Source organism: Enterobacter sp. 296B2 (genome assembly GCF_034106185.1).
Lineage (GTDB): Bacteria > Pseudomonadota > Gammaproteobacteria > Enterobacterales > Enterobacteriaceae > Enterobacter > Enterobacter cloacae_N.
The window spans coordinates 290166-316137 of sequence record NZ_JAWNCA010000001.1; the positions used below are offsets into that span (position 1 = coordinate 290166).

General features: G+C 58.3%; 23 protein-coding genes. 15 read left to right on the forward strand and 8 right to left on the reverse strand.

Annotated features, from left to right (window positions below):
- Positions 1-302: 302 nt before the first annotated feature.
- Positions 303-1721: a glutamine synthetase family protein gene (locus tag URZ40_RS01350; protein WP_302218665.1), complete on the reverse strand. Its 1419-nt coding sequence runs from the start codon at positions 1719-1721 to the stop codon at positions 303-305.
- Positions 1722-1935: 214 nt separating this feature from the next.
- Between URZ40_RS01350 and puuD the strand changes: the two genes are divergently transcribed.
- The 8 genes from puuD to URZ40_RS01390 all read left to right on the forward strand — a co-directional run bounded on the left by puuD (position 1936) and on the right by URZ40_RS01390 (position 10849).
- Positions 1936-2700, forward strand: a complete 765-nt coding sequence (puuD, locus tag URZ40_RS01355) for a gamma-glutamyl-gamma-aminobutyrate hydrolase (protein WP_302218667.1) — start codon at positions 1936-1938, stop codon at positions 2698-2700.
- A gap of 25 nt (positions 2701-2725) precedes the next feature.
- On the forward strand, positions 2726-3283 hold the full coding sequence (gene puuR / locus URZ40_RS01360; RefSeq protein WP_013096835.1) for an HTH-type transcriptional regulator PuuR: 558 nt from the start codon (positions 2726-2728) through the stop codon (positions 3281-3283).
- A 157-nt stretch (positions 3284-3440) separates the two neighbouring features.
- Positions 3441-4934, forward strand: a complete 1494-nt coding sequence (puuC, locus tag URZ40_RS01365; protein WP_316379017.1) for an aldehyde dehydrogenase PuuC — start codon at positions 3441-3443, stop codon at positions 4932-4934.
- The gene (locus URZ40_RS01370) at positions 4931-6211 is read left to right on the forward strand and encodes an FAD-binding oxidoreductase (protein ID WP_163329115.1); all 1281 of its coding nucleotides are present in this window, start codon (positions 4931-4933) and stop codon (positions 6209-6211) included. Before puuC ends, URZ40_RS01370 begins: the two co-directional genes overlap by 4 nt.
- A gap of 25 nt (positions 6212-6236) precedes the next feature.
- Positions 6237-7508, forward strand: a complete 1272-nt coding sequence (gene puuE / locus URZ40_RS01375; RefSeq protein ID WP_320719634.1) for a 4-aminobutyrate transaminase — start codon at positions 6237-6239, stop codon at positions 7506-7508.
- Positions 7509-7658: 150 nt separating this feature from the next.
- The gene (locus tag URZ40_RS01380; protein ID WP_316379014.1) at positions 7659-9146 is read left to right on the forward strand and encodes a carboxypeptidase M32; all 1488 of its coding nucleotides are present in this window, start codon (positions 7659-7661) and stop codon (positions 9144-9146) included.
- Between the two features lie 228 nt (positions 9147-9374).
- On the forward strand, positions 9375-9749 hold the full coding sequence (asr, locus tag URZ40_RS01385) for an acid resistance repetitive basic protein Asr (RefSeq protein ID WP_032642591.1): 375 nt from the start codon (positions 9375-9377) through the stop codon (positions 9747-9749).
- Between the two features lie 278 nt (positions 9750-10027).
- Entirely contained in the window at positions 10028-10849 is an 822-nt protein-coding gene (locus tag URZ40_RS01390; RefSeq protein WP_163329111.1) for a serine protease, read from the forward strand.
- Positions 10850-10887: 38 nt separating this feature from the next.
- Here the strand turns inward: URZ40_RS01390 and mdtI are convergent, their stop codons facing one another.
- Together mdtI and mdtJ are read right to left on the reverse strand one after the other, a co-directional pair.
- Positions 10888-11217 carry a multidrug/spermidine efflux SMR transporter subunit MdtI gene (mdtI, locus tag URZ40_RS01395; protein ID WP_116340271.1) on the reverse strand — a complete coding sequence of 110 codons (330 nt, stop codon included), beginning with the start codon at positions 11215-11217 and terminating at the stop codon, positions 10888-10890.
- Positions 11204-11566, reverse strand: coding sequence for a multidrug/spermidine efflux SMR transporter subunit MdtJ (gene mdtJ / locus URZ40_RS01400; protein WP_320719635.1), 363 nt, complete (start codon positions 11564-11566; stop codon positions 11204-11206). The genes mdtI and mdtJ overlap by 14 nt, the downstream gene beginning before the upstream one ends.
- A gap of 422 nt (positions 11567-11988) precedes the next feature.
- On the opposite strand from mdtJ, the gene URZ40_RS01405 reads away from it, so the two are divergent.
- Positions 11989-13023: an AI-2E family transporter gene (locus URZ40_RS01405; RefSeq protein WP_320719636.1), complete on the forward strand. Its 1035-nt coding sequence runs from the start codon at positions 11989-11991 to the stop codon at positions 13021-13023.
- Positions 13024-13026: 3 nt separating this feature from the next.
- Here URZ40_RS01405 and URZ40_RS01410 read toward each other — a convergent pair whose 3' ends face one another.
- Positions 13027-13974 (reverse strand): zinc-dependent alcohol dehydrogenase family protein, encoded by a 948-nt coding sequence (locus tag URZ40_RS01410; protein ID WP_320719637.1) that lies wholly within the window; start codon positions 13972-13974, stop codon positions 13027-13029.
- Positions 13975-14002: 28 nt separating this feature from the next.
- Positions 14003-15028, reverse strand: coding sequence for an LLM class flavin-dependent oxidoreductase (locus URZ40_RS01415; protein WP_320719638.1), 1026 nt, complete (start codon positions 15026-15028; stop codon positions 14003-14005).
- A 178-nt stretch (positions 15029-15206) separates the two neighbouring features.
- Between URZ40_RS01415 and yajD the strand changes: the two genes are divergently transcribed.
- Positions 15207-15554 carry an HNH nuclease YajD gene (gene yajD, locus URZ40_RS01420; RefSeq protein ID WP_003857471.1) on the forward strand — a complete coding sequence of 116 codons (348 nt, stop codon included), beginning with the start codon at positions 15207-15209 and terminating at the stop codon, positions 15552-15554.
- 28 nt (positions 15555-15582) lie between these two features.
- Here yajD and URZ40_RS01425 read toward each other — a convergent pair whose 3' ends face one another.
- Positions 15583-16368 carry a MipA/OmpV family protein gene (locus URZ40_RS01425; RefSeq protein ID WP_320719639.1) on the reverse strand — a complete coding sequence of 262 codons (786 nt, stop codon included), beginning with the start codon at positions 16366-16368 and terminating at the stop codon, positions 15583-15585.
- Between the two features lie 124 nt (positions 16369-16492).
- On the opposite strand from URZ40_RS01425, the gene URZ40_RS01430 reads away from it, so the two are divergent.
- The 4 genes from URZ40_RS01430 (at position 16493) to URZ40_RS01445 (ending at position 22682) form a co-directional block, all read left to right on the forward strand.
- The gene (locus URZ40_RS01430) at positions 16493-17188 is read left to right on the forward strand and encodes a response regulator (RefSeq protein ID WP_163329103.1); all 696 of its coding nucleotides are present in this window, start codon (positions 16493-16495) and stop codon (positions 17186-17188) included.
- Entirely contained in the window at positions 17185-18381 is a 1197-nt protein-coding gene (locus tag URZ40_RS01435; protein ID WP_320719640.1) for a HAMP domain-containing sensor histidine kinase, read from the forward strand. Before URZ40_RS01430 ends, URZ40_RS01435 begins: the two co-directional genes overlap by 4 nt.
- A 78-nt stretch (positions 18382-18459) precedes the next feature.
- Positions 18460-19608 (forward strand): efflux RND transporter periplasmic adaptor subunit, encoded by a 1149-nt coding sequence (locus URZ40_RS01440; RefSeq protein ID WP_320719641.1) that lies wholly within the window; start codon positions 18460-18462, stop codon positions 19606-19608.
- Positions 19605-22682, forward strand: coding sequence for an efflux RND transporter permease subunit (locus URZ40_RS01445; RefSeq protein ID WP_320719642.1), 3078 nt, complete (start codon positions 19605-19607; stop codon positions 22680-22682). Before URZ40_RS01440 ends, URZ40_RS01445 begins: the two co-directional genes overlap by 4 nt.
- 22 nt (positions 22683-22704) lie before the next feature.
- Here the strand turns inward: URZ40_RS01445 and URZ40_RS01450 are convergent, their stop codons facing one another.
- Positions 22705-23472, reverse strand: coding sequence for an arylamine N-acetyltransferase (locus tag URZ40_RS01450; protein WP_233002437.1), 768 nt, complete (start codon positions 23470-23472; stop codon positions 22705-22707).
- 96 nt (positions 23473-23568) lie between these two features.
- Here URZ40_RS01450 and URZ40_RS01455 point away from each other — a divergent pair, with 96 nt between their 5' ends.
- Positions 23569-25023, forward strand: a complete 1455-nt coding sequence (locus URZ40_RS01455; RefSeq protein ID WP_320719643.1) for a PLP-dependent aminotransferase family protein — start codon at positions 23569-23571, stop codon at positions 25021-25023.
- On the opposite strand, the gene URZ40_RS01460 is transcribed toward URZ40_RS01455, so the two are convergent.
- A complete protein-coding gene (locus URZ40_RS01460; RefSeq protein WP_192981461.1) occupies positions 24995-25879 on the reverse strand; it encodes a LysR family transcriptional regulator in 885 nt (294 codons plus the stop codon). The genes URZ40_RS01455 and URZ40_RS01460 overlap by 29 nt on opposite strands.
- Positions 25880-25972: the final 93 nt, after the last annotated feature.

The window sequence follows — 25972 nt, forward strand, 5'->3', positions numbered from 1 at the left end:
ACCTGCTTAGCAAAGGGGGTAGTTGTAAAGAACATACGCGATCGTACCAGCGCAGCATCTCTCGCTCGCACTCACAGCAGGCGCCTGACTGGCCCCCTTCGCCCTGCGGATAGTTGAACATCTGCATCATTTCCTACCTCGTCACACAGTGTCGTTAAGAAAATCCCTGTGCCGCCTGCGCTCCATAACGCGACTCCCGGGAGATAGCTGGCATGCCAGCGAACAGTTAGGCCAGGCTCCGCGCAGGCCGTTTGGTGATACGTATGCGATGAAACAAAGCGGCCCCTTACCGGGGCTCGTCATCAGGCGTTTTTCAACATCCACTCAATTTCCGTTTCGGTAATCAGGCGTTCAAACTGCAGTAACTCATCATTTTTGCAGGCGTGATATACGTGGCAGAAACGTTCGCCCAGCCGCTCGCGAAGATGATCGTTTTGCATAAATTCCCACAGCGCATCGCTCTGACGGATCGGGAACGGCAGCCCGTCCTGCTCCAGACCATTGCCTTCCACTTCTTCCTGCAGTGGTAAATCGTTATCCAGCCCATGTAAAATGCCGGCAAAAATCGCCGCCATCACCAGATACGGATTTGCGTCTGCTCCCGCCACCCGGTACTCGACCCGATGGTTATGGCGATCGCCGCAGGGGATACGCAGGGCAACCGTGCGATTATTGTGTCCCCATGATGCCTGCGTCGGCACGTACATTCCCGGCTGGAAACGGCGGTAGGAGTTGACGTTAGGTGCCAGCAGCGCCATGGACGCCGGCATCAGATCGATCATCCCGGCCAGCGCGCGTTTCAGCAGCGCGGAATCCTCGCCGCTGGCGTCTGCGAGCACGTTTTCGCCTCTGTTGTTTTGTATGCTGATGTGAATATGCATCCCGCTGCCCGCATGCTCTTCATACGGCTTTGCCATAAACGTGGCGTGCATCTTATGTTTTTCCGCCATCTGCCTGACGAGACGCTTTAGCGCCAGCGCATCATCGCAGGCGTCGAGCACGTTTTCCGTATGGTGCAGGTTAATCTCAAACTGGCCCGGGGAGGCCTCAGCCACCGCCCCGTCGGCGGGGATCAGCTGCAGCTGCGCCAGCTCGTCAATGTCATTCAGCACGTCAGCAAAGTGGTTCAGGTTATCTACCGAGTAGACCTGGCTCTGCGTGTTACGCACGTCGGTGCCCGGCGCGCAGGGAGGCTGCAGATAGCCGTCGGCATCGCGTTGACGGTCAAGTAAATAGAACTCCAGCTCTACCGCTACCACGGGGAACAGACCGCGCTGGCGCAGCTGCTGCCAGAGTCGGTTGAGTACATTCCGCGGCTCAACGTCAAAGGGAGCGCCATCTTCATCAACCATGGTGAGCTGCACCTGACCAATGTATTCCGGGTCGGCGGCGGACGGTGTCAGGGTGCCCGGTACCGGTACGCAGATACAGTCCGGCTCGCCGAGCTCCTGCCCCAGCCCCGCCTCTTCCACGACGTTACCCAAAATGTCCATGGCGAAAACCGATGCCGGGAAATAGCAGCCTTTTTCAAGCTTGTTCAGTCCGGCAACCGGGATACGTTTGCCGCGAAAACAGCCGTTCAGGTCGGTCAGGAGGACATCAATAAACTGGGTGTCAGGATACTTTTCTAAATAGCGCTTCACTTCCTGCGTAAAGGCGCTGCCCCGCCTCTCGTCCGTGTGCTGCACAAAGTTCTCAACTTCTACGATATTGGTTTCCATGATTTACCACCGTTTTTGGGATTTGCGTTCGCTGCTCTGGACTGTCAAATATAATGTCCACCCTATCGAATCTGTATGCAAATAAAATGTTTGTCAAATGTTAAATTAAGTTTGCAAAAGGCAGATCTCGTTGCTAGATTGAGAAAATATTGAACGAAAAGGCCGTTTCACAGGCGAAAATGGCCTAAATTTAGTCCACTTTGTGAGGGCGATCATGGAAAATATAATGAACAAGCCAGTTATTGGCGTGGTGATGTGCAGAAACAGGCTTAAGGGTCATGAGACCCAGACCCTGCAAGAAAAGTACCTGAATGCCATTATTAACGCGGGGGGCTTACCCATTGCCTTACCGCATGCGCTGGCAGAGCCAGAGCTACTTACCGCTCTGCTGCCCACCCTGGACGGGATTTACCTGCCGGGCAGCCCAAGTAACGTGCAGCCGCACCTTTATGGTGAAAACGGCGATGAGCCTGACGCCGATCCCGGGCGAGATCTTCTGAGTATGGCGCTGATTGGTGCCGCGCTCGAAAGGCGCATCCCCATTTTCGCCATCTGCCGGGGGCTGCAGGAAATGGTTGTTGCGACGGGAGGGACGCTGTATCGCCGCCTGTTCGAGCAGAACGACCTGCTTGAGCACCGGGAAGACCCTGAACTGCCGGTTGAGCTACAATACGCCCCGTCTCATGAAGTTCAGGTTCAGGAGGGAGGACTGCTGTCTCAATTAATACCAGGCTGTAACACATTTTGGGTAAACTCGTTACACGGGCAAGGTGCACGAACGTTAGGACCACGGCTTCGCGTGGAGGCCCGCTCGACGGATGGGCTGGTCGAAGCGGTCAGCGTTCAGGACCACCCTTTTGCCCTCGGCGTGCAATGGCACCCCGAATGGAACAGCAGCGAGTACGCCCTGTCACGCATGTTGTTTGAAGGTTTTATCACCGCCTGTCAAAGCCACATTGCCGAGAAGCAACGGCTTTGACCTCTACCGTAAAGGAAATGCAACTATGAGCGATGACGGACTGGCGCCAGGGAAACGTCTGTCTGAGATCCGCCAGCAGCTGGGTCTCTCGCAGCGGCGTGCCGCCGAACTGTCTGGGTTAACACACAGTGCCATCAGCACCATCGAGCAGGACAAAGTCAGTCCTGCCATCAGTACGCTGCAAAAGCTGCTGAAAGTTTATGGGCTGTCGCTCTCGGAATTCTTTTCGGAACCGGAAAAACCTGATGAACCGCAGGTGGTTATTAATCAGGAAGACCTTATCGAAATAGGCAGTCAGGGGGTTTCGATGAAGCTGGTTCATAACGGAAATCCGAACCGTACGCTGGCGATGATTTTTGAAACTTACCAGCCTGGAACCACGACCGGAGAGAGGATCAAACACCAGGGTGAGGAGATCGGTACGATACTGGAAGGTGAAATAGTGCTGACCATTAATGGCCAGCCTTATCACCTGGTTGCGGGGCAGAGCTATGCCATCAATACCGGCATACCGCACAGCTTCAGCAACACCTCGGCAGGCATCTGCCGCATTATCAGTGCCCACACCCCCACCACGTTCTAATAACCACTCAGTCCCGGCGTAAGCACGCTTACGCCGGGACAAATAAAAACGATCAATGTCGGCATTCAACGGGTTAATTCCCGGGATGCCTCACGGCTTCGTATTGCCTGAAACGGCCATGCCTTTATTTATCTGATTGCGAAAGAAAGGAGTGAATATGCATTTTCAGCACCTGACTTACTGGCAGGATAAAGCAAAAAACAGCGCCATTGAGACCCGGTTATTTATTAACGGTGCCTATTGTGACGCCGCCGATAACGCCACGTTTGAAACCGTCAATCCTGCTACCCAACAGACGCTGGCGAACGTGGCCCGGGGAAAGCAGGCGGACGTGGACCGCGCAGTTCAGGCCGCGCGTGAGGTATTTGAGCGCGGTGACTGGTCGCAGGCGTCTCCGGCGCAGCGCAAGGCCGTGCTGAATAAGCTCGCCGATTTGATGGAACGCCACGGCGAAGAGCTGGCCTTACTGGAAACGCTGGACACCGGTAAACCCATCCGCCACAGCCTGCGCGACGATATTCCCGGCGCGGCTCGCGCCATTCGCTGGTACGCCGAAGCGGCGGATAAAGTCTACGGCGAAGTGGCGCCTACGGGTCCAGGCGAGCTGGCGATGATCGTGCGCGAGCCGATCGGGGTTGTCGCGGCCATCGTCCCCTGGAATTTCCCGCTGCTGCTGGCCTGCTGGAAGCTGGGCCCGGCGCTGATCGCGGGCAACAGCGTGGTATTGAAACCGTCGGAGAAATCGCCCCTCACCGCCCTGCGGCTGGCCGGGCTGGCGAAAGAGGCGGGCCTGCCTGACGGCGTGCTGAATGTGATAAGCGGTTACGGCCACGAAGCGGGCCAGGCGCTGGCACTGCATCCGGAGGTCGAGGTGCTGACGTTTACCGGCTCTACCCGTACCGGCAAGCAGCTGTTGAAGGACGCGGGAGAAAGCAACATGAAGCGCGTCTGGCTGGAGGCGGGCGGCAAGAGCGCCAACATTATCTTTGCCGACTGTCCGGACCTGGACAAGGCCGTGAGCGCGACCGCCGCCGGGATTTTTTATAACCAGGGGCAAGTCTGTATCGCCGGTACCCGCCTGCTGCTCGAAGACAGCATCGCCGATGACTTCCTGGCAAAGCTAAAAGCGCAGGCCCGTCACTGGCAGCCGGGCGATCCGCTCGACCCCGACAGCACGATGGGAATGCTCATCGACGCTGCGCACGCCGATACCGTCCACACGTTTATTCGCGAGGGAACCCGGAAAGGTACGCTGCTGCTGGACGGGCGGGAACAAGCATGGCCTTCCGCAGTGGGTCCCACCATTTTTGTCGACATCGACCCAGCCTCCCCGCTGTGCCGGGAGGAGATTTTCGGGCCGGTGCTGGTCGTTACCCGTTTTAAAACCGAAGAAGAAGCCTTAACGCTGGCCAACGACAGTGAATATGGGCTTGGCGCGGCGGTATGGACCCGCGATCTTTCCCGCGCGCACCGCATGAGCCGCCGTCTGAAAGCAGGCTCGGTCTTCGTCAATAACTATAACGATGGCGATATGACTGTACCTTTTGGCGGCTATAAGCAGAGCGGCAACGGTCGCGACAAGTCCCTGCACGCGCTGGAAAAATTTACCGAACTGAAAACCATCTGGATTGCCCTGGAGCCTCAATCATGACCGAACATACCACCAGCTACTACGCGGCCAGCGCGAACGCTTACGAACCTTTCCCGACGCTAAACGAGTCGATCAGCTGTGACGTGTGCGTGGTGGGCGGCGGCTATACCGGCCTCTCCTCCGCGCTGCATCTCGCCGAAATGGGCTACGACGTGGTGCTCCTTGAAGGAGCGCGCATCGGTTTCGGTGCCAGCGGACGCAACGGCGGCCAGCTGGTTAACTCCTACAGCCGCGATATCGACGTGATTGAGAAAAACTACGGCCCCGATGCCGCCAGAGTCCTCGGGAGCATGATGTTTGAGGGCGGGGAAATCATCCGGGAGCGTATCCAGCGCTACCAGATCCAGTGCGACTATCGTCCCGGCGGGCTGTTTGTGGCGCTAAACCATAAGCAGCTGGAGACGCTGGAGGAGCAAAAAGCCAACTGGGAACGCTACGGCAACACGCAGCTGGAGCTGCTGGACGCTAACGCCATCCGCCGGGAAGTTGACAGCGAACGCTATACCGGCGCGCTGCTGGACCGCAGCGGGGGACACATTCATCCGCTGAACCTGGCAATCGGCGAAGCGGACGCCATTCGCCTCAACGGCGGGCGGGTGTATGAACAGTCCCCGGTGACCGCCATTCAGCACACCAGCCCGGCCGTGGTGAGCACGCAGCATGGCCAGGTGACGGCCCGCTATGTGATCGTCGCCGGGAATGCCTATCTGGGCGATAAGATAGAACCGGAGCTGGCAAAACGCAGCATGCCCTGCGGCACCCAGGTGGTGACCACCGCCCCGCTGCCGGAAGCGGTCGTCCGCACGCTGATCCCTAATAACTACTGCGTGGAGGATTGCAACTACCTGCTGGATTACTACCGTCTCACCGCCGACAACCGCCTGCTGTACGGCGGTGGCGTAGTCTATGGCGCGCGCGATCCGGACGATGTCGAGCGTCTGGTGATGCCAAAGCTGCTGAAAACCTTCCCGCAGCTGGCAGGCGTCAAAATCGACTACCGCTGGACGGGCAACTTCCTGCTGACCCTGTCACGCATGCCGCAGTTTGGTCGTCTGGACAAGAACATCTATTACATGCAGGGCTACAGCGGTCACGGCGTGACCTGCACCCACCTGGCCGGACGGCTGATCTCGGAACTGTTGCGCGGTGACGCTGAGCGCTTTGATGCGTTTGCCAACCTCCCGCACTATCCCTTCCCGGGCGGTCGCAGCCTGCGGATTCCATTCACGGCGATGGGCGCGGCGTACTACAGCCTGCGCGATCGTCTTGGCGTATGATCGTTTCGACAAAAGGGTATCTGACATGAGTAACCAGGAATTTCATCAACGCAGACTTTCTGCCACCCCGCGCGGCGTAGGCGTAATGTGTAATTTCTTTGCCCGCACGGCGGGGAATGCCACCCTCACCGACGTGGAAGGCAATGACTATATTGATTTCGCCGCCGGGATCGCGGTACTGAATACCGGCCATCGTCACCCTGAACTGGTGGCCGCAGTGGAAAAACAGCTTCACCAGTTCACCCACACGGCCTACCAGATTGTGCCGTATGAAAGCTACGTTTCCTTAGCCGAAAAACTTAACGAGCTGGCCCCGGTGCAGGGCCCGGCCAAGACGGCGTTCTTCACAACGGGCGCGGAAGCGGTGGAAAATGCCATTAAAATCGCCCGGGCCCACACCGGCAGACCGGGTGTGATTGCCTTCGGGGGAGGCTTTCATGGCCGAACCTATATGACCATGGCCTTAACCGGCAAGGTCGCGCCCTATAAGCTGGGGTTTGGTCCGTTCCCCGGGTCGGTTTATCACGTGCCGTATCCCTCTGAGCTGCACGGCATTACGACGCAGGATGCCATCACGGCGATAGAGCGCCTGTTCAAAGCGGATATTGAGGCGAAACAGGTGGCGGCGATTATTTTTGAACCCATCCAGGGTGAAGGCGGATTCAACGTCGCCCCGCCAGAGCTGGTGGCCGCCATCCGCCGCATCTGCGATGAGCACGGGATCGTGATGATTGCTGACGAAGTGCAGAGCGGCTTCGCCCGTACGGGTAAACTGTTTGCCATGGAACACTATGCGGACAAGCCCGACCTGATGACAATGGCGAAAAGCCTGGCAGGCGGAATGCCGCTGTCCGGCGTGGTGGGCCGCGCCGAAATCATGGACGCGCCGGCGCCCGGCGGTCTGGGAGGAACCTATGCAGGCAACCCGCTGGCGGTGGCCGCCGCGCACGCGGTGCTGAATATTATCGACAACGAGTCACTGTGCGCCCGCGCCTGCCATCTGGGCGATCAACTGAAAGCCACGCTGGAGGAAATTCAGGGCAGCTTCCCTGCGCTCGTGGCGATAAGGGGAAGAGGATCGATGATTGCGGCGGAGTTTTTTGATCCCGAGAGCCGTGAACCTTCGGCCGCCATCGCGCAGGCGATACAGCAAAAGGCGCTCGCCCAGGGCCTGCTGTTGTTGATCTGCGGCCAGTACGGCAACGTGATCCGCTTCCTTTATCCGCTGACGATTCCGGATGCCCAGTTCACCCAGGCGCTGGCGATCCTGCAACAGGTTATGCGTGATAAGTCCTGAGTGCCCACCGAAAACCGTCTCCCGGAATGCCGGGGACGGTTTCAACGGAGGAGATCGGCACAGATTTCCTCTGTGTGGGAAATGTTGGGGAATTTGGTCTGTTTCATTGTATGCTCCATGAAACACATCCCTGGCATGAGGAAATAAGAATTGCAAAAAACATCAGCCTATCAATCACTTGTCAAAACCTTCCAGCGTCTCTCCCGCTTCTCGCACCTCTCCTCCATCGCCAACTGGGACATGTTCACCATGATGCCGCCAGGCGGCAGCGCCGCGCGCGGTGAAGCGCTGGCGGAAATGAGCGTTCTGCAACATCAGATCCTGACCGATAAAAAAGTCGGCGATCTGTTAGCGGCCGCAGCAGGAGAAGATCTGAACGACGTTGAACAGGCTAATCTGCGCGAAATGACGCGCCACTACCAGCAGGCGACCCTGCTGCCGGAATCGCTGGTGGAAGCCAAATCGCTCGCGGGAAGCAAATGCGAGCACGCCTGGCGCACACAGCGCCCCGCCAACGACTGGCAGGGCTTTTCCGCCAACCTGAAAGAAGTGGTGAAACTCAGCCGCGAAGAGGCCCGCCTGCGCGCCGAAGCTAAAGGCTGTACGCCATACGACGCGCTGCTGGACATTTTTGAGCCGGACATGACCAGCGCCCGCCTGGACGTGCTGTTTGGCGATATGAAAACCTGGCTGCCGGACCTGCTGGCAAGCGCGGTGGAGAAACAGGCTCAGCGGTCGTTCGTTCCGCCGCAGGGCCCCTTCCCGACGGCAACCCAGCGCGAGCTGGGTCTGGAAGCCATGAAGATGCTCGGCTTCGATTTTAACAGCGGACGGCTGGACGTAAGCGCGCACCCGTTCTGTGGCGGCGTTCCGGAAGACGTGCGGATCACCACACGCTATGATGAAGACGAACTGCTCAGCGCGCTGTTTGGCGTGATCCACGAAACCGGACACGCGCGCTATGAACAAAACCTGCCGCGTACGTGGGCAGGCCAGCCCATCGCCCTCGCCCGCTCAACCGCGATCCATGAATCCCAGAGCCTGTTCTTTGAAATGCAGTTGGGGCGCAGCGAAGCCTTCCTCAAGCACCTCCTCCCTGCGGTACATGCCCGCTTTGGCAGCCAGGCAGCGTTTAGCGAAGAGAACTTTATTGCCTGGAACCAGCGCGTTAAGCCTGGCTATATCCGCGTCGATGCGGACGAAGTGAGCTACCCGGCACACGTGGTGCTGCGCTATGAGATTGAGCGCGCGCTGATCAACGGCGAGATCGAGGTGGACGATATCCCCGCCCTGTGGGATGAAAAAATGCAGGCCTGGCTCGGGTTATCCACCAAAGACAACTACCGCAACGGCTGCATGCAGGATATCCACTGGACCGACGGCGGGTTTGGTTACTTCCCGTCATACACGCTGGGCGCGATGTATGCCGCGCAGCTGTTCCATGCGGCAAAGACCGCGCTTCCGGGACTGCAGGCTTCCATCGCCGAAGGCGATTTTTCCGCCCTCTTTGAGTGGCTGCGTCAGAACATCTGGCAGCACGGCAGCCGCTTCAGCACGTCGCAGTTAATCACCCAGGCGACGGGCGAGGATCTGAATATTCGTTACTTCCGCGAACATCTGACCTCGCGCTATTTGTAATCTGTTTGGCCGGGGGTGAGGGACCTCAAGTAAAAGAGCCGTATGTTCCCCCTCACCCCAGCCCTCTCCCTCAAGGGAGAGGGGGGCGTCCGTGCAGAACCCCGGCCTTGTACATATGGTTACACGCCGATACCAATCACTCACGGAAACCCCGAATTTACAGGGATATAGTTATTTCAACGGCCCCGCAGTGGGGTTAAATGAAAAACCAAATTCGAGGGTATGAACATGAAAAAAGTATTAGCTCTGGTTGTTGCCGCTGCTATGGGTCTGTCTTCTGCTGCGTTTGCTGCTGAAACCACTGCTGCACCAGCTGCTGCGGCGCCTGCTGCAACGACCACCGCGGCGCCAGCAAAAACCGTACATCACAAGAAACACCACAAAGCCGCTAAACCGGCTGCAGAGCAAAAAGCGCAGGCGGCTAAAAAGCACCACAAAAAAGCCGCTAAACCAGCCGTAGAGCAAAAAGCCCAGGCTGCGAAAAAGCACCATAAAAAAGCCGCTAAACCAGCCGTAGAGCAAAAAGCCCAGGCTGCGAAAAAGCATCACAAAAAAGCAGTAAAACACGAAGCTGCTAAACCAGCTGCACAGCCAGCTGCGTAAGAGTACAAGCTTAACCGTGCCCTGCGGGGCACGTTGGTAAACCGGCGCTGAACCGGAAAAGGTTCTGCGCCGTTTTTTTATCCGGAGGGCGTATGCTGCGACGCTATCGGTTTGAGCTGATTCTGATCCTGCTTATTTTATGCGCGCTCATCGCAAGCCATTTTTATCTTTCCTGACTGTAGCACGCTGATTTTACTCCCACTTTAGCGCCGTCCCGTCTATAGTATTTTCATAGGGTTCACTTTTAATAATCATAATTACCCCCACCAGAGTGTGATATGCGTAAATCTGTTGTGTTGTTGCTGGGAACGTTTGGCCTTTTTTCTGGATTTTCACAGGCGGATGATGGCGATGATGGTGCCATTAGCGCGAAAGAGCTAAAGACGCTTTTTTTCGGTCATGACGATCGTACTCGCGTCTCCGACCCTACCCAGGCCCCCTGGGATGCGATCGGGCAACTGGAAACCGCCAGCGGTAACCTGTGTACTGCAACCCTGATTACCCCACAATTAGCTCTGACGGCGGGCCACTGCCTGTTGACGCCACCCAACGGTAAGCCAGACAAAGCGGTAGCCTTACGATTTGTGTCGCAAAAAGGGATCTGGCGCTATGAAATCCACGGCATTGAAGGCCGGGTTGATCCTTCTCTCGGGAAGCGCCTGAAGCCGGATGGTGACGGCTGGATAGTGCCGCCCGCGGCAGCCTCATGGGATTTTGGCCTGATTATTTTACGCTACCCGCCTTCGGGTATTACGCCGCTGCCCCTGTTTGACGGAGATAAAGCGGCGCTGACCGCCGCGCTGAAAGCCGCCGACCGCAAGGTGACGCAGTCTGGCTATCCGGTCGATCATCTGGATGCGCTCTACACCCACACGGACTGTATCGTGACGGGCTGGGCACAAACCAGCGTGCTTTCGCACCAGTGCGATACGTTGCCGGGCGACAGCGGTTCACCGCTGATGCTGAAAACCGATAACGGCTGGCAGCTGATTGGCGTTCAAAGCTCCGCCCCGGCGGCGAAAGACCGCTGGCGAGCCGATAACCGGGCCCTGTCCGTCACCGGCTTTCGCGATAAGCTGGAAGCGCTGGCTAAAGAGTAAGCCAGCGCGGCTGTCGTTAAGTAAGGGTTTCCGATTGATCAGGCGAGTTTTATCATGATCATGCCCGCAAGCAGCAATATCAGCCCTATCCAGCCTTTATTATTTAAACGCTGCCCGAAAAGCACCCACCCGGCGGCCAGGGTGGCGGCGATACCAAAACCGCCCCACAGCGCATAGGCCACTGAAAGATCGATACCTTTGACCGCCTGTGACAGGGCGCTAAACGCTCCCAGCACCGCGGCAATCGACATCAGGCCGTATATTTTACGGCGAAAACCGTCGGAGAATTTCAGCAGAACGTTAGCGAAAATTTCCAGCACGATAGCGAAGCCCAGCCAGGCCGCATGAACCCATTCAAACTGTTGCATGGTTCTGCTCCTTCTGCTGTTTAGCCGGTTTACGGGTACCTGATTTAATCAGCACGATGCCCGCAACCAGCGTCGTTAATCCTGCGATTTTCATTGTTGTTAATGTTTCGTCAAATATCAGGACGCTGAACAGCGTAATCAATAAAATACCAATACCTTCCCACAGCGCATACGCCACGCCCAGCGCAATTTTTTTCACCGCAAACGAAAGGAAAATATAGGAAAGTGAAATCATCACCAGCATTAAAATAAAACCGGTATTACCCTCGCTGACGCTTGCCCACTTCATAGACAGCGTGCCGGTAATTTCAGCGACAATCGCCAGAGCTAATAAGATCCAGTAAAACATGTTTTTCTCCTGCTTGAGAATATAATCCATCGTGGCCCGCCGCATGCAGCAAACCCAAAAAATATGAAATTAAATCAGACAGCTAAGCGCGTAGCGCCAGCTCAGGCAGAAGAGATAACTATAGTGCGGTGCGCCAGTGTTGCTCACCAGCAAGCAGGGAGAAGGAGGTGGTAAATACAGCAGTGTTGTTTGAAGAATACGTCCTGAACAAATTGTCCATAAAATTACAATTATCCGCGTTGTTGCTTCTCGTCTTTGCGGATGAAAATTGTCCTCGGTAGTTGAACACGCTAGATTTGTACCATAAGCCAGGATTTTACTCAAAGTCTTTTCAATTCTTTACCCGTCCCGTTTGATTTTGGTTAGTTTATTGCAGGGCGTTTACCCTTTATTATGAAGAAAAAGCGTTTTTCGGAGTCACCATGGCTAAACCCATTATTACCCTGAACGGGATAAAAATTGTCATCATGCTGGGCATGCTGGTGATCATACTGACGGGCGTTCGTTTTGCCGCCGACATCATTGTGCCCTTTATTCTGGCCCTGTTCGTTGCGGTGATCCTTAACCCGCTGGTACAGCGCATGACGCGGCTGCGCATCCCGCGCGTGCTGGCCATTACCCTGCTGATTAGCATCATTATTTTCGCCATGGTGCTACTGGTTGCTTATCTGGGTACCTCGCTGAACGAACTGGCGCGAACGCTGCCGAAATACCGCTCCTCGCTGGCGATACCGCTGCTGCAGCTTGAGCCCTGGCTACAGCGCGCGGGAATAGAAGTCTCCGTTGAGGAGCTTCTTAAATATATCGACCCTAATGCGGCCATGACGATCGTCACAGGCCTGCTGACGCAGCTTTCCAATGCCATGACCTCCATTTTCCTGCTGTTTTTAACGGTCGTGTTCATGCTGCTGGAGGTGCCACAGCTGCCCGCAAAGTTACAGCATATTATGGTTCGTCCGGTTGAAGGAATGGGGGCTATTCAGCGCGCGCTGGACAGCGTTTCCCGCTATCTGGTACTGAAAACCGCCATTAGCCTGGTTACCGGGGTGGTGGTCTGGGGAATGCTGGTGGCGCTGGACGTTCGCTTTGCGTTCGTCTGGGGGTTACTGGCGTTTGCGCTCAACTACATTCCCAACATCGGCTCCGTGCTGGCAGCGATCCCCCCTATTCTTCAGGTGCTGGTGTTCAGCGGGTTTTATGATGCGCTGATTCTGCTGGCCGGCTATCTGGCGATTAATCTGGTATTCGGTAATATTCTTGAACCACGAATGATGGGACGCGGGCTGGGGCTTTCGACGCTGGTCGTCTTTTTGTCCCTGATTTTCTGGGGCTGGCTGCTCGGCCCCGTAGGCATGCTGCTCTCCGTTCCGCTGACCATCATCGTGAAGATTGGTCTGGAACAGACGGCGGGCGGGCAAAGCATCGCCGTACTGCTGAGCGATATGAGCCATCAGTAGCCGTCATTCCGCCATCGACAGGAGGGGCTTGCTTGCCCTTCCGCCTTCCCGATAAACCCTGAGCGCCTTCTGCCAGTCCGTCAGAGGGTATACCGTACCGGGGCTGTACTCGCTGGCGCGCATCCGGGGCCAGATTTGATCGAACTCCGCGCGCCACGCCTCAGCGCTGAGCCTGTCCAGATAGTTACGAATATGGAACCACGCCACGCGAGGCAGGGGCCGCTGCTGGCGGAAGGTCTGCCCGGAGAGCAGCCCATAGCAGACGAATATACCCTGCTCAGGCATCACGTTCAGGATCGCTTCCGCCAGCGCCCCGCCGGTTGCATCGTAAACGACATCGGCACGCGAGGCGACGCTGGCGATCTTCTGCATGTCATGCTGTGCGACAGGAACAATCCCCATCGCCGCCAGCCGCTCAGCGTGAACGGGCGAACGATGAATACCGTACACCGCGTCTGCCCCCGCCAGACGCGCCCACTGCCCGAGCAGAACGGCGCAATCCGAACCGGCGGCCGTGAGCAGCACCCGCTTTCCCTGCGGTGGATAGTGGGTCAGCATCATCTGCGCCGCCAGAGGATTGATATAGGCCCGCGCGGCCAGGCATGAATCGAGATCGTCCGGAACGGGGATAGCATACTCTGCCGGGCAATCGACATAGCGCTGCCAGGTGCCCTGCCCGCGCAGCGGCAGAACGCGTTTACCCTCCAGATGCGCAAACGACGCGGGCGCCTGAATGACAACGCCGACGCCTTCATACCCCGCGACGGCGGGTAACGGAGTCCTGTGGCGATAGGCGCCGGTCATGGGAATGAGATCGGACGCGTTCACCGGCGCAAACAGCATTCGCACGCGGAGGTGTCCCGGTGCAAGCGCGCCCGGCGACGCGGTTTCAGGTTGCAGAACAGATTCTGGCTCGCCAAAACGGCGATACCAGAGGGCCAGATTTTCCATTACGATCTCACGGCTGACGGCGGAATACCTAATCGCGCCAGCCCATTGCCGGTGCGACATGTTTGAGAATGGACTCAATCACGTGCGCATTGTAATCCACACCAAGTTGGTTCGGTACGGTCAGTAATAATGTATCAGCCTCGGCAATCGCCTCGTCCTTTTTCAACTGCTCTATCAGCTTGTCAGGCTCTGCGGCATAGCTGCGTCCGAAGATCGCGCGCGTTTTCTCATCGAGATACCCCACGCTGTCGCTGTCGTTGCGGCTGGCGCCGAAGTACATCCGGTCGCGGTCGTCCATCAGGGCAAAAATACTGCGGCTGACCGAGACGCGCGGCTCACGCGCATGCCCGGCCTCTTGCCAGGCCTGGCGGTACGCGCGGATCTGTTTTGCCTGTTGAATATGGAACGGCTCGCCGGTTTCATCGTCTTTCAGGGTTGAGCTTTGCAGGTTCATTCCCAGCTTTGCGGCCCATACGGCCGTCGCATTCGAACCGGCACCCCACCAGATACGCTCCCGCAAACCTTCTGAATAAGGCTCCAGGCGCAGCAGCCCCGGAGGATTCGGGAACATCGGCTGTGGATTCGGCTTTGCAAACCCTTCGCCGCGCAGTACCTCAAGCAGCACCCCGGTATGACGGCGCGCCATGTCCGCTTCGTTTTCCCCTTCCTGCGGGACATAGCCGAAATGACGCCAGCCATCAATGACCTGCTCCGGGGAGCCCCGGCTGATGCCAAGCTGTAAACGACCGCCGGAAATCAGATCCGCCGCGCCCGCATCTTCAGCCATGTACATCGGATTTTCATAGCGCATATCAATCACGCCGGTACCGATTTCGATGGTTTTCGTTTTGGCGCCGATTGCGGCCAGCAGGGGGAACGGCGAGCTAAGCTGTCGGGCAAAGTGGTGCACGCGGAAATACGCGCCGTCTGCCCCCAGCTCTTCGGCCGCCACGGCCAGGTCGATGGACTGCAGCAGCGTATCTGCCGCCGAACGCGTGCCGGACTGCGGAGAAGGCGTCCAGTGACCAAATGATAAAAACCCGATCTTTTTCATAACAGTGTGTCCTGATAATGCGTTGCGTTCTCTCTACTTTACGCATTACCCGGTGAGAAGAAATGCCGTTTATTTAACGGAAAGCGTCAAATAAATTGACGGAATTGAGCGGTTCGTCATTCCGCTTCATAATGGGATATAATATCCCCCACTTTTTTCATGGCAGGTAAAACCGGCAATGGCTCTGATCCCTAAAAACTACGCGCGATTGGAAAGCGGCTATCGCGAAAAAGCATTAAAAATCTATCCCTGGGTCTGCGGACGCTGCTCGCGGGAGTTCGTCTATTCCAACCTGCGTGAATTGACGGTTCACCATATCGATCACGACCATACCAACAACCCGGAAGATGGCAGCAACTGGGAGCTGCTGTGCCTGTTTTGCCACGATCACGAACATTCGAAATACACCGAAGCGGATCAGTACGGCACCACCGTGGTCGCCGGTGAAGACGCCCAAAAAGACGTGGGCGTCGCCACGTTTAACCCGTTTGCCGATTTAAAAGCGATGATGGATAAGAAGAAATAATCCCCTCGCCCACATCGCGCTCCGCGAATTAGAATGTCCAGGTGATAGCGGCGGTTGCAGACCCCTCATTGCGCCGCATCACAATCGGGCTATCATTGGCATGGTCGCCAAGCCAGGTATAGTCCGCACTCAGCACCGTCCCCCAGTGGGCATCGAACTGATGGCTCCAGGTCAGACTGGTGTCGACGCCATAAAATCCACCCGGCGCTGAATAGCGGCGATATCCGCTGCGGCGGCTCTGCTGCTCGCTGACCCCATACCAGGTATTCAGATAACGGCTGTCGCCAAACAGGGCCGCAGACTGAAAGGCGACCGTATCCTGGTTATTTTGTACGAGGACTAGCGTCACGGAGGCCTGATAGCTGGCCCCCTGGCTGTCCGTTAAAGGCAGCGTCGCTTTCCCCTCCACACTCAGCCAGGGCGCGGCCTGCCAGCCCACTGCAAGGCCGGTATTCAGGGTGGTATCAATGTCCCCCATCCCTTTCAGATTGTTTGCGCCCTCACGCCAGCCAGAATTTTTCTCAGCCCTTCCGAAGTCATAGCCCAGCGTGTGTTCGAAGTACCAACCGCTGTCGTTTTGCAGGTCATATCCCACCCCTTTTTGCGCATCAATAAAGAAAGCGCCTTTACGACCCTGCAGCACCGGAACCACCTGCCACACCTGCTTGTCTGAGCCTGAGTAACGCGGGGCATACTGCCCTCCCAGCCCGACGGTTAAGGAATCGGACGCGGAGCCATCATCCGCCTGCACGCCGGACGTCACGACCATCAGAAGCGGGACGGACATATACAGGACTTTTTTTATCGCTATCATACTGCTCTCCATACAGACGCTGGCGTCACCTGATACAGGGGCGGCCACATAATGTTGGCGCAGTATGATTTGGCTGAATCAATGAATCGTCGGGGTAGTGTTAAGAAATGGTCAAGGTGAACGGATGTTGTCCAGAAGAGTGCTGATTATTGAAGATGACGCCGATGCGGCTGGCGTGCTCGAAGCCTATTTACGGCGTGAAAATTACGACGTGACCATTACCGGAGACGGTCTTTCCGGGCTGGATATGGCGCAGCGGTGGAAGCCCGACCTCATCCTGCTGGACGTGATGCTGCCGGGGCTTAACGGCACCGAGGTGCTGGCTGGTCTGCGCCGTAAAAGCGATGTGCCGGTGATTATGGTCACGGCCATGGGGGATACCCCCGACCGCATTGGGGCCCTGCGGTACGGTGCCGATGATTACGTTGTGAAGCCTTATCATCCGGGGGAAGTGGTGGCTCGGGTACAGGCGGTGCTGCGGCGCAGCAGTAAAAAAGAGACAGACGAAGCGATCCTTCGCTGGCAAACGCTGGAGGTGGATGTGGGCGCCATTGTGGCGAGCGTGGATAACGGCGGCGACGCGCCTGTGATGCTCGATCTTACGCCAACGGAATTCTCGATTCTGGCAACGCTGCTGCGTTCTCCTGCGCACCCGTTCTCCCGCCAGTATTTACTGGAACACTGCTTGCCGGAAAGCGAGGCGCTGGAGCGCGTGGTGGACACCCATATTTATAACCTGCGTAAAAAACTCGAAGTGGCGGGTATTTCCGGCGTGCTGATCAACGTTCGCGGCGTGGGTTACAGGTTCAGACAGCCATGATAAAAAACCGGCACTCGTCTCTGTGGCGCTGGATTTGCGCCCGCATCTTAGCGCTGGCCATCGGCAGCGTGATCGTCATTGCCACCTGCATGTGGCTACGTTATGCGGTGCAGAACTACTGGATAATGGGCAAAATGCCAGCGGCGGTCCGGCAGGAGTTTCTTACGCTCAGCCAGAACCCGCAGGCCAATCCGGCCCGCTTCCACACGATTGTGGACACCTGGTGGGGCCTGAGCTACTCCACGCCGTCTATCGCCTCAGCCGACTGGGTCACGGTGGCCCTGCTGGTGCTGGTAATGATCCCGTTTATTGTGGTGATGGGGCTAAAACACGCCCGGCCGCTGGCGCAGCAGTTCAGCCGCCTTCGCGATGCAGCAAAGGATGTCGCCGACGGGCAGTTTGGCCGTCAGGCAGAGCTCATCAAGGATGCACCGGCGGAAATGGTCAGCTTTGCGACCGATTTTAACTCCATGACGGGGCAACTCGCCCGCTATGAAAAAGAGCTCCGCGCCTCACACGTCGCGATGGCGCACGAGCTGCGCTCGCCCCTGACGGCCGCCATTGGGCGTCTGCAAGGCATGTTAGACGGCGTGTTTGATGCCAGCCCGGCGCAGCTGGGCATGGTGATGAAACAGCTCCAGCACCTCAACCGCCTCACCGATGAGCTCCACCTTCTCTCGTTGGCCGACGCGGGTAACCTTGTGCTGGAGGACCAGCCGTTCTGTCTGGATGAGCTGATTCAGGAGCGGGCAGCCTGGATCATGCCCCAGGCTGATGCGCATAATTTCCGGATAATCCTTCGTAACCCGCGTACCTGCCCCTTCAGAGGCGATGCGTTCCGCCTGGGACAGGTCGTTACTATCCTCATGGAAAATGCGCTACGTTACGGACGCGATGGCGGCCACCTTGAGGTGGCACTGTACTACGCCCGCGGGCATTACACCCTTGAATTTACCGATGACGGGCCGGGCGTATCGCCCCAGTTTTTACCGGAAATGTTTAAACGTTTTAGCCGCGAGGAGCAGTCCCGCGCGCGGCATTCCGGCGGCAGCGGCCTCGGCTTGTCCATCGCACGGGCGATTTGTCAGGCGCATGGGGGTGAGATTAGCGCGTCATTACCGGAAACCGGCGGCCTCACCGTGCGCATTTTGCTGCCCTGGCATCCGTCCGATAATGAAAATCGCCACTCTTGATAAAGCCTTGACAGAACATCGAATCTTTCTCGACGTAGCACGCATTTAATAACGCCATTCCCTTTATGGAGCGGCGTTATGTCAGACGAATTTTTTCTCTCCCTCCGCCACTGCCTGCATCATTTGTACGGCGTGGCGCGCACCCTTTCCTGGCTGCATTTTCTTCCCCTGGCCCTGCTTGCGCTGGCGATTTTTCCGCTGACCGGCTGCGGTGATAAACACGAAAATAAGCCCGTCCCTGCACGGGCGGTACGCTACGTCGTCGTTGGCACCGCTCAAACCCTTCCCGCGCTGGAAAGAACCGGTGAGATCCATGCCCACGATGAAACGACCCTGAGCTTTCGTACCGGGGGCCGGATACTGACGCGCAGCGTTGATATTGGCGACCGGGTCACTGCCGGACAGCTGCTGGCCACGCTTGACAATACGACCGGGCAGAATCAGCTCGACAGCGCTGAGGCCGACTATGAAGGCGCCAAAGCCTCCGCGCAGGTCGCCGCGCTTAACGTCAGTCGAATGCAAAAGCTCATGCCAACGGGGGCAATAGCCCGCACGCAGCTCGACAGCGCCCGTGCGGACTGGCTTGTCGCCCGCGCGCGCTTAAAAAGCAGCGAGGCCGCGCGGCGAAATGCCCGCGAAAGCCTCGGCTGGACGCGCCTGATCGCGCCACAAGCGGGCATCATCACGGCCGTGAACGCCTCTGCGGGACAGGTTGTCAGCGACGGTCAGTCCGTGCTGACGCTGGCGACCGGGGAAGAACGCGATGTGATGTTTGATATTGCCACTCCCGATGCGATCCCGCCTCTGGATAAGGCGGTTTTGCGGGTTTCCCTTCTCAGCGACCCGTCAGTACAGGCGTCTGCCGTGCTGCGGGATATCACCCCGCAGGCCGATCCTCAGACCCGCACCTGGCGCGTCAGAGCCACCCTGCAAAACCCGCCGTCGGCCATGGCGCTGGGTGCCAGCGTTACCGTCACGTTGCCATCGTCAGCCCCGCACGGGTACACCCTTCCCGCATCCGCGCTGACCCGTGCCGGCGACAAACCGGCGGTTTTTGTGATTACCCCGCAGTCGCGGGCGCAGCTGCGCGCGGTGGTACCCGCGAGCTATACGGCTACCTCCGTCATGATTGCCTCCGGCCTTGAGCCCGGCGATCGGGTGATTACCGCGGGCGTGAGCACATTGCGGTCCGACGAGCCGGTGATGGCCGGAGAGGTTCAGCCATGAACACAGGACAGGAAGCCAAATTTAACCTCTCCGCCTGGGCGCTGAAGAACCAGCAGATGGTCAGCTTTTTTATGCTGCTGGTGATTGCGATGGGCGTGTTCTGCTATGAGAAGTTGCCGCGTAACGAAGATCCGGCTTTTACCATTAAAACGGCCGTCGTCTCCGCGCAGTGGCCGGGAGCATCCGTGGCGGATACCACCCGCCTGCTGACCGATACGCTTGAAAAAAAGCTGCAGGAAACCCCCTGGCTGGACTATCTCGAAAGTGAAACCCGGGCCGGACGCACCGTTATCCATGTCAACCTCCGTGACGATACGCCCCCGCAAAGCGTGCCGGACATCTGGTATCAGGTTCGCAAAAAAATGCAGGACATCGCGCCGTCCCTGCCTGAAGGGGTGCAGGTTCCTGCCGTGGACGACGAATTTGACGACACGTTCGGCACAATTTATGCCTTTATTCCCGAAGGTTTCACCCTGCGGGAGGTGCGGGATCGCGTAGAGACCTTGCGACGCGAGCTTATGTCCCTGCCGGATATGGGCAAAACCACCCTGCTGGGCGAACAGCAGGAGCAGTGGGTTCTCGCCTTTTCTCCGGCACGCCTGGCCGGGATGGGGCTCGATATTCAGGCGGTCGCCGACGCCCTCCGGGCGCAGAACGCGGTTGTCCCGGCAGGCACTATGCGTACCGGGCAGGAGAACATGGCGATAAAAGTCAGCGGGGCGCTCACGACCGAAGAGAGTTTACGGGCCGTCACACTGCACGTGAATAATCGCTATATTCCGCTGACCGACATTGCCACCGTCACCCGGGAAATCGCCGAGCCACCGGCCCCGGCCTACCGGGTGAACGGCAAACCGGCTATCGGGCTGGCGGTGTCGATGGCGCCAACGGGCAACATGCTGCGTTTCGGTGCTGCGCTGAACGCCAGAATGGCGGCCCTCAGCGCCGGGCTGCCGCACGGTATCGAGATGGTGAAAGTCGCCGATCAGTCAGCGGTGGTCAGTGACGCGGTAAGTGGGTTTATCCGGGTGCTTATCGAAGCCGTTATTATCGTGCTGGCGGTTTCATTTGTCTCACTGGGTTTACGGGCCGGGCTGGTGGTGGCGACGGCCATCCCGCTGGTGCTCGCCATGACGTTTGCCGGCATGATGTTCGCCGGCATTGGCCTTCAGCGCATCTCGCTCGGGGCGCTGATTATTGCCCTGGGCCTGCTGGTGGATGACGCCATGATCGCCGTCGAAACGATGGTCTCCCGGCTGGAAGCGGGGGATTCCCGTCGGCATGCGGCCACCCATGCATTCAAAACGACGGCCTTCCCGATGCTCACCGGTACCCTGGTGATGATTGCCGGTTTTATTCCCGTTGGTTTTGCGGCCTCCAGCGCCGGTGAATACTGTTTTTCCCTGTTTGCCGTGGTGCTCATTGCCCTGCTCTGTTCCTGGGCTGTCGCGATCCTGTTTTCGCCGCTGACGGGTACGTGGCTGCTGCCGGAAAAAGTCAGACATCACGCGGCGGGCCCCGGAAGGATCGCGCGCGGGTACGGACGGCTTTTACGCCTGGCACTGCGCCACCGGCTCGCTACCGTACTGATTGCGCTTTCCGCGCTGGGGCTGTCAGCGTACGGCACGACATTTATGCATGGCGAGTTCTTCCCCGCCTCGGACCGGCCTGAGCTGCTGGTCAGCCTGACGCTTCCGGCCAACGCGTCGCAGGCGGAAACGCTAAGAGAGGTGGAAAAGCTGGAAAAGGCGCTGGCAGGCAACGGCAACATCAATCGCTATTCGACGTACGTCGGGTCCGGCGCCATCCGTTTTTACCTGCCGATGGACGTGCTGCTGGAAAATGAAAATATCGCCCAGATGGTTGTGGTGGCTAAGGATCTTGAGGCGCGGGATCGTCTGCATGCGCAGCTCAACAGGATCATGGCGACGCAGTTTAGCGATATCATCACGCGCGTGTCGCCCCTTGAGCTGGGGCCCCCCGTCGGCTGGCCAATCAAATACCGGGTGAGCGGGCCTGACTATCTGCAGGTTCGGGCGTTTGCGAACCGTCTCACGGACGCGATTGGGCAGTCCCCGTTCTCACGCGACGTTAACCAGACGGCCGGAGAGCCGGAGAGGGTCATAACCCTTGAGGTGAATCAGACGGCGGCCAGGGCGGCGGGAATATCATCAGAGAGCCTCGCCCGCACGCTGAATACCGTCTGGTCCGGCAGCGTTGTCACGTCTATCAGGGATAACGACCGCCTTGTCGACGTGGTGCTCCGGGCCACGGACGATGCACGTCACAGCACCGCCACCCTCTCCTCGCTCACGATCCAGGGGAATGACGGTAAAAAAATTCCGCTCAGCGCCGTCGCGACGCCGGTCTGGGGCGTGGACGATCCGGTCATCTGGCGTCGGCAACGCGTGCCCTTTATCACGGTGCAAACGGATCTTGCCCCGGGGCTGAAGGCTGAAGCGGTATCTGCAGCGCTGCGTCCGGCGGTCGATAAACTGCGCGCGAGCCTGCCGGCAGGTTACAGCATTGAAGAAGGCGGCGCGGTTGCCGAATCGGATAAGGGGAACAGCTCCGTCTTCACCGTTCTTCCGGTGACGCTGGTCATCATGCTGTTGCTGCTGATGCTTCAGTTGCGGCGATATTCCCGGATGCTGCTGGCACTCCTGATGGCCCCGTTTGGTTTACCGGGGATCGTGCTGGCTATGCTGCCCGGCGGAACGCCGATGGGGTTTGTCGCGCTGCTGGGCGTCATCGCACTGGCGGGGATGATCGTGCGTAACGCGGTGATATTGATTAGCGAGGTTGACAGCAATCTTGCTCAGGGGATGACAAACGATGCCGCGATTATGGCGGCTGCGGAACACCGGGCCAGGCCCATCTGTCTGACCGCCTGTGCCGCCATTCTGGGCATGATCCCCATTTCTCACCAGGTATTCTGGGGCCCAATGGCCTATGCCATTATCGGCGGGCTGCTGTCTGCGACGCTGGTGACGCTGACAGTGTTACCCACGTCGTTTAGCCTGCTGTTACAGTGGGGAGCTCAGCGCAACGCCACAGAAGACGGACTGCGCTGAGGCTCCACCGTTTCCCGGCTGATTACGCGGCGGTCAGCGCAAAACGGTCCTTCAGGACCTGGTGGATTTCCTCCTCCGCCAGTTGCCGCGTTTCAGTGCCGTTCGCCGTGATGGTTTTCAGCACATCGCCCAGTAAAATCAGGCGTCCTTCAGGGCGATGCTGCACCACCACCCGCTTCTGCACAAAGATCGCATCCGGGTGCGTGGAGTTAAGGTAGTTGGCCGGAACAAAATCAATCCATTCCTGAGGCGTGAGATCAAAGCCATACTGCCGGGCCCATTCTCCCTCCACTTTTGCCTCAAGCAGATATTCGCCCTCCGCGCTGCGGCTTAGTCGAAACGTGTCGAAATCCTGCGTGATATCCACATCAAGCGTGTCCAGCGCCATCGGCGCACGAATACCGTAGCTGCCAAACCCGAGGTCGCAAAGCCACAGTCGGCTATCTACCTCAGCGATGAGCGCCATATGGGTTTTAGGTCGCCGCACGGGGTAGAACATCGGCCGCGCCGCCACGAAACGGTAAGGTATCCCTAACGCCGCCAGCGCCATGGCAAAAAGCCCGTTCACCTCATAGCAGTAGCCGCCGCGCCCCTGCGTTAACACCTTATCGGCAATGTCGTCTGGCGCCAGCGAGACAATTTTACCCGCCTGCACGTCCAGATTCTCAAAGGGAACGGAAAAGAGCTGATGACGCATCAGCGCATGCAGGGTGGCCGTATCGGCAGCCGCCGGTCCGGTGTAGTTTATGCGTTTGAAATAGGTGGAAATGTTGAAATTATCGCTGTGCATAATGCCTCCTTGTCCTGAACATGCCGGACACTATAGATGGCGTGCATCATTGGCTGTATAGTCAGTTTTATCGAAAATTAGCCTGAACAGATCCCCATGTCCGCCCCGTCCCAGTCGTCCCCACACTATCGCCGAATTGCTGAGATGCTGCGCCTCACGCTGACCTCTGGCGCGCTGCGCGCCGGTGACAGGATGATCTCCGCACGTAAACTGGCCGAGCGCGAGCACGTTAGCCTTCCGACGGCGCTGGAGGCCCTTCGCTGCCTTGAGGCTGAAGGGCTGATTGTTGCGCGCCCGCGTTCAGGTTATTACATCCGCCAGACCAGCCTGCCTCCGCGCGTGGAGCCCTCGCGTTCCTCACCTGGCCCGGTCCCCGTCACCATGTCCGCCGTGGCCCGGTCGCTGTTCAGCAGTGCAGAAGCCAGGCTGATCCCGCTGGGCGCCGCCCTGCCCGATCCCGCGTGGCTGCCGGGAGATGCGCTGCAGCGGGCGCTGCACTCTGCGGGTCGTCGTCTGGACGCGCATGGACAGAGCTACAGCCTGCCTCCGGGAAGGGGGGATTTGCGGAGTAAGATTGCCGCGCGTTCTGCACAGTGGGGAGCCCGGTTCGGCGCAGACGATCTGATTATTACCGCAGGTGCGACGCAGGCGCTGCGCCTGGCCCTTCGGGCCGTGTGTCAGCCAGGTGATGTCGTGGCGATTGAGCAGCCCGCCTACTTTGGCACGCTCCTGCTGCTGGAGGATTTAGGCCTGAAGGCCTTAGCGATCCCCACAGACCCTGTCGAAGGCCTGCTGCTGGAACCGCTGGCAGACGCCATTCGCTGCCACCGCCCTGCTGCCGTTCTGGCCTCGCCCACCGTGCAAAACCCGTTGGGTGCCAGCATGCCCGTCGCGCGCAAGCAGGAACTGGTTGCCCTGCTTGAAGAGGCAGAAATTCCTTTGATTGAGGATGATGTTTACGGTGACCTGGTCGGCGAGGGGCAACGTCCTCCGGCCTGCAAGGCGTTCGACCAGAGCGGGAATGTGATTTACTGCAGTTCCCTGTCAAAAACGCTTGCGCCTGGCTGGCGAATCGGCTGGATTGCCGCCGGACGCTACCACCCGCAGGTCTTACAGGCCCGCATGGCCGGAGACTGGGCCGGCACGCCGCTGCTGGAAGCCGCAACCAGCGAGATGCTGGCAAGCGGCGACTACGATCGCCATCTCCGGAGGCTAAAGCGCCGGGTCGCAGAGGGGATCCACGCCGTTGTCGCGCGGGTCGAGGCCAGCTTCCCACCCGGCACGCGCGTTAGCGTACCCGCAGCCGGTTTCCTGCTGTGGGTAGAACTGCCTCAGCAGGTCAGCGCGCTGGAGGTGCACCGTCGCGCGCTGGCGCTGGGCATCGGCGTCAGCCCTGGCCCCCTGTTTTCCCCGACCGCAGAGTTAACGCATTTTCTGCGGCTGAACTGCGCAAACGAACCCACGCCCCGCCTGCTGAACGCCGTGGACCAGATTGGCGCGCTGTGTCACGAGCTGGCCGCTTTCACACCAGAGTCTCCAGCCACTCGGTAAAGACCCGCACCTTGCGGGAGAGGTGACGGTGTGGATAGAGCAGCGACAGCTTGCGGTCCGGCGAGCGATAGTCTGGCAAGACTTCAACCAGAAGACCGCGGTCAATGTAAGGCTGGAGAAAAAGATTCATCCCCTGCATTAACCCCAGCCCGGCAAGGCCTGCCGCAATGTAGGCTTCGGAGTTATCCACGACAAGCTTACCGGGCAGGGTAATCTCCGCGATGCCTTCCGGCGTGGTAAACGTCCACGGCTGAATGTGTCTGCTGCGGTTATTAATCCAGTTGATGGCCTGATGTTTGCGTAAATCATCCGGCGTTTCTGGCGTACCGTGTTTTGCCAGCCAGGCCGGGCTGGCGCAGGTCGTGATGTTGATGTTCCCGATTTTACGCGCGATATACTCGCCGTCCTCCAGCTCTCCCACCCGCAGCACGCAGTCAAGGCCGTCCCTGAGCATATCCCGACGGCGGTCAGAGCTGCTCAGAATGATGTCGATTTCAGGATGCTGCCGATAAAAATCAGGCAGATTAGGGATCACCCGCAGCGTGGCAAAAGAGACCGGCATATCCACACGCAGCTGACCGTGTATTGCCCGGTCCGTACCAAACGACTCCAGTAATTCGTCCGCCTGCGCCAGCAGAGGTTTACTCCGGCGATAAAACGCATCGCCATCCGGCGTCAGACTGATTCGACGCGTTGTTCGCTGCAGCAAACGCGTGCCGCTGTGCTGCTCCAGAAGCTGTAACGCTTTGGTGACCGCCGGGCGATGGACCTGCAGATTTTCCGCAGCCTGGGTCAGGCTCCCCGACTCGACAATTTCAATAAAAATTCGAATAGCTTCAAAGAGGTTTATTTGCATAAGGGATGCTTTTGCCGCGATCAGAATAACGTTATTGTTATTAATTTTATAACAGTGATGAATTTTTTTGGCTATTTTTCCTAACAATCCTGC

Coding starts and splice junctions, on each gene's coding strand:
- puuC (WP_316379017.1), top strand. CDS start 3,441: ATGCATTTTCAGCACCTGACTTACTGGCAGGATAAAGCAAAAAACAGC.
- URZ40_RS01410 (WP_320719637.1), bottom strand. CDS start 13,974: ATGGAAAATCTGGCCCTCTGGTATCGCCGTTTTGGCGAGCCAGAATCT.
- URZ40_RS01390 (WP_163329111.1), top strand. CDS start 10,028: ATGCGTAAATCTGTTGTGTTGTTGCTGGGAACGTTTGGCCTTTTTTCT.
- URZ40_RS01405 (WP_320719636.1), top strand. CDS start 11,989: ATGGCTAAACCCATTATTACCCTGAACGGGATAAAAATTGTCATCATG.
- yajD (WP_003857471.1), top strand. CDS start 15,207: ATGGCTCTGATCCCTAAAAACTACGCGCGATTGGAAAGCGGCTATCGC.
- URZ40_RS01430 (WP_163329103.1), top strand. CDS start 16,493: ATGTTGTCCAGAAGAGTGCTGATTATTGAAGATGACGCCGATGCGGCT.
- puuE (WP_320719634.1), top strand. CDS start 6,237: ATGAGTAACCAGGAATTTCATCAACGCAGACTTTCTGCCACCCCGCGC.
- URZ40_RS01460 (WP_192981461.1), bottom strand. CDS start 25,879: ATGCAAATAAACCTCTTTGAAGCTATTCGAATTTTTATTGAAATTGTC.
- URZ40_RS01440 (WP_320719641.1), top strand. CDS start 18,460: ATGTCAGACGAATTTTTTCTCTCCCTCCGCCACTGCCTGCATCATTTG.
- URZ40_RS01425 (WP_320719639.1), bottom strand. CDS start 16,368: ATGATAGCGATAAAAAAAGTCCTGTATATGTCCGTCCCGCTTCTGATG.
- mdtI (WP_116340271.1), bottom strand. CDS start 11,217: ATGCAACAGTTTGAATGGGTTCATGCGGCCTGGCTGGGCTTCGCTATC.
- URZ40_RS01370 (WP_163329115.1), top strand. CDS start 4,931: ATGACCGAACATACCACCAGCTACTACGCGGCCAGCGCGAACGCTTAC.
- URZ40_RS01445 (WP_320719642.1), top strand. CDS start 19,605: ATGAACACAGGACAGGAAGCCAAATTTAACCTCTCCGCCTGGGCGCTG.
- URZ40_RS01350 (WP_302218665.1), bottom strand. CDS start 1,721: ATGGAAACCAATATCGTAGAAGTTGAGAACTTTGTGCAGCACACGGAC.
- URZ40_RS01415 (WP_320719638.1), bottom strand. CDS start 15,028: ATGAAAAAGATCGGGTTTTTATCATTTGGTCACTGGACGCCTTCTCCG.
- URZ40_RS01435 (WP_320719640.1), top strand. CDS start 17,185: ATGATAAAAAACCGGCACTCGTCTCTGTGGCGCTGGATTTGCGCCCGC.
- URZ40_RS01450 (WP_233002437.1), bottom strand. CDS start 23,472: ATGCACAGCGATAATTTCAACATTTCCACCTATTTCAAACGCATAAAC.
- URZ40_RS01455 (WP_320719643.1), top strand. CDS start 23,569: ATGTCCGCCCCGTCCCAGTCGTCCCCACACTATCGCCGAATTGCTGAG.
- puuR (WP_013096835.1), top strand. CDS start 2,726: ATGAGCGATGACGGACTGGCGCCAGGGAAACGTCTGTCTGAGATCCGC.
- asr (WP_032642591.1), top strand. CDS start 9,375: ATGAAAAAAGTATTAGCTCTGGTTGTTGCCGCTGCTATGGGTCTGTCT.
- puuD (WP_302218667.1), top strand. CDS start 1,936: ATGGAAAATATAATGAACAAGCCAGTTATTGGCGTGGTGATGTGCAGA.
- mdtJ (WP_320719635.1), bottom strand. CDS start 11,566: ATGTTTTACTGGATCTTATTAGCTCTGGCGATTGTCGCTGAAATTACC.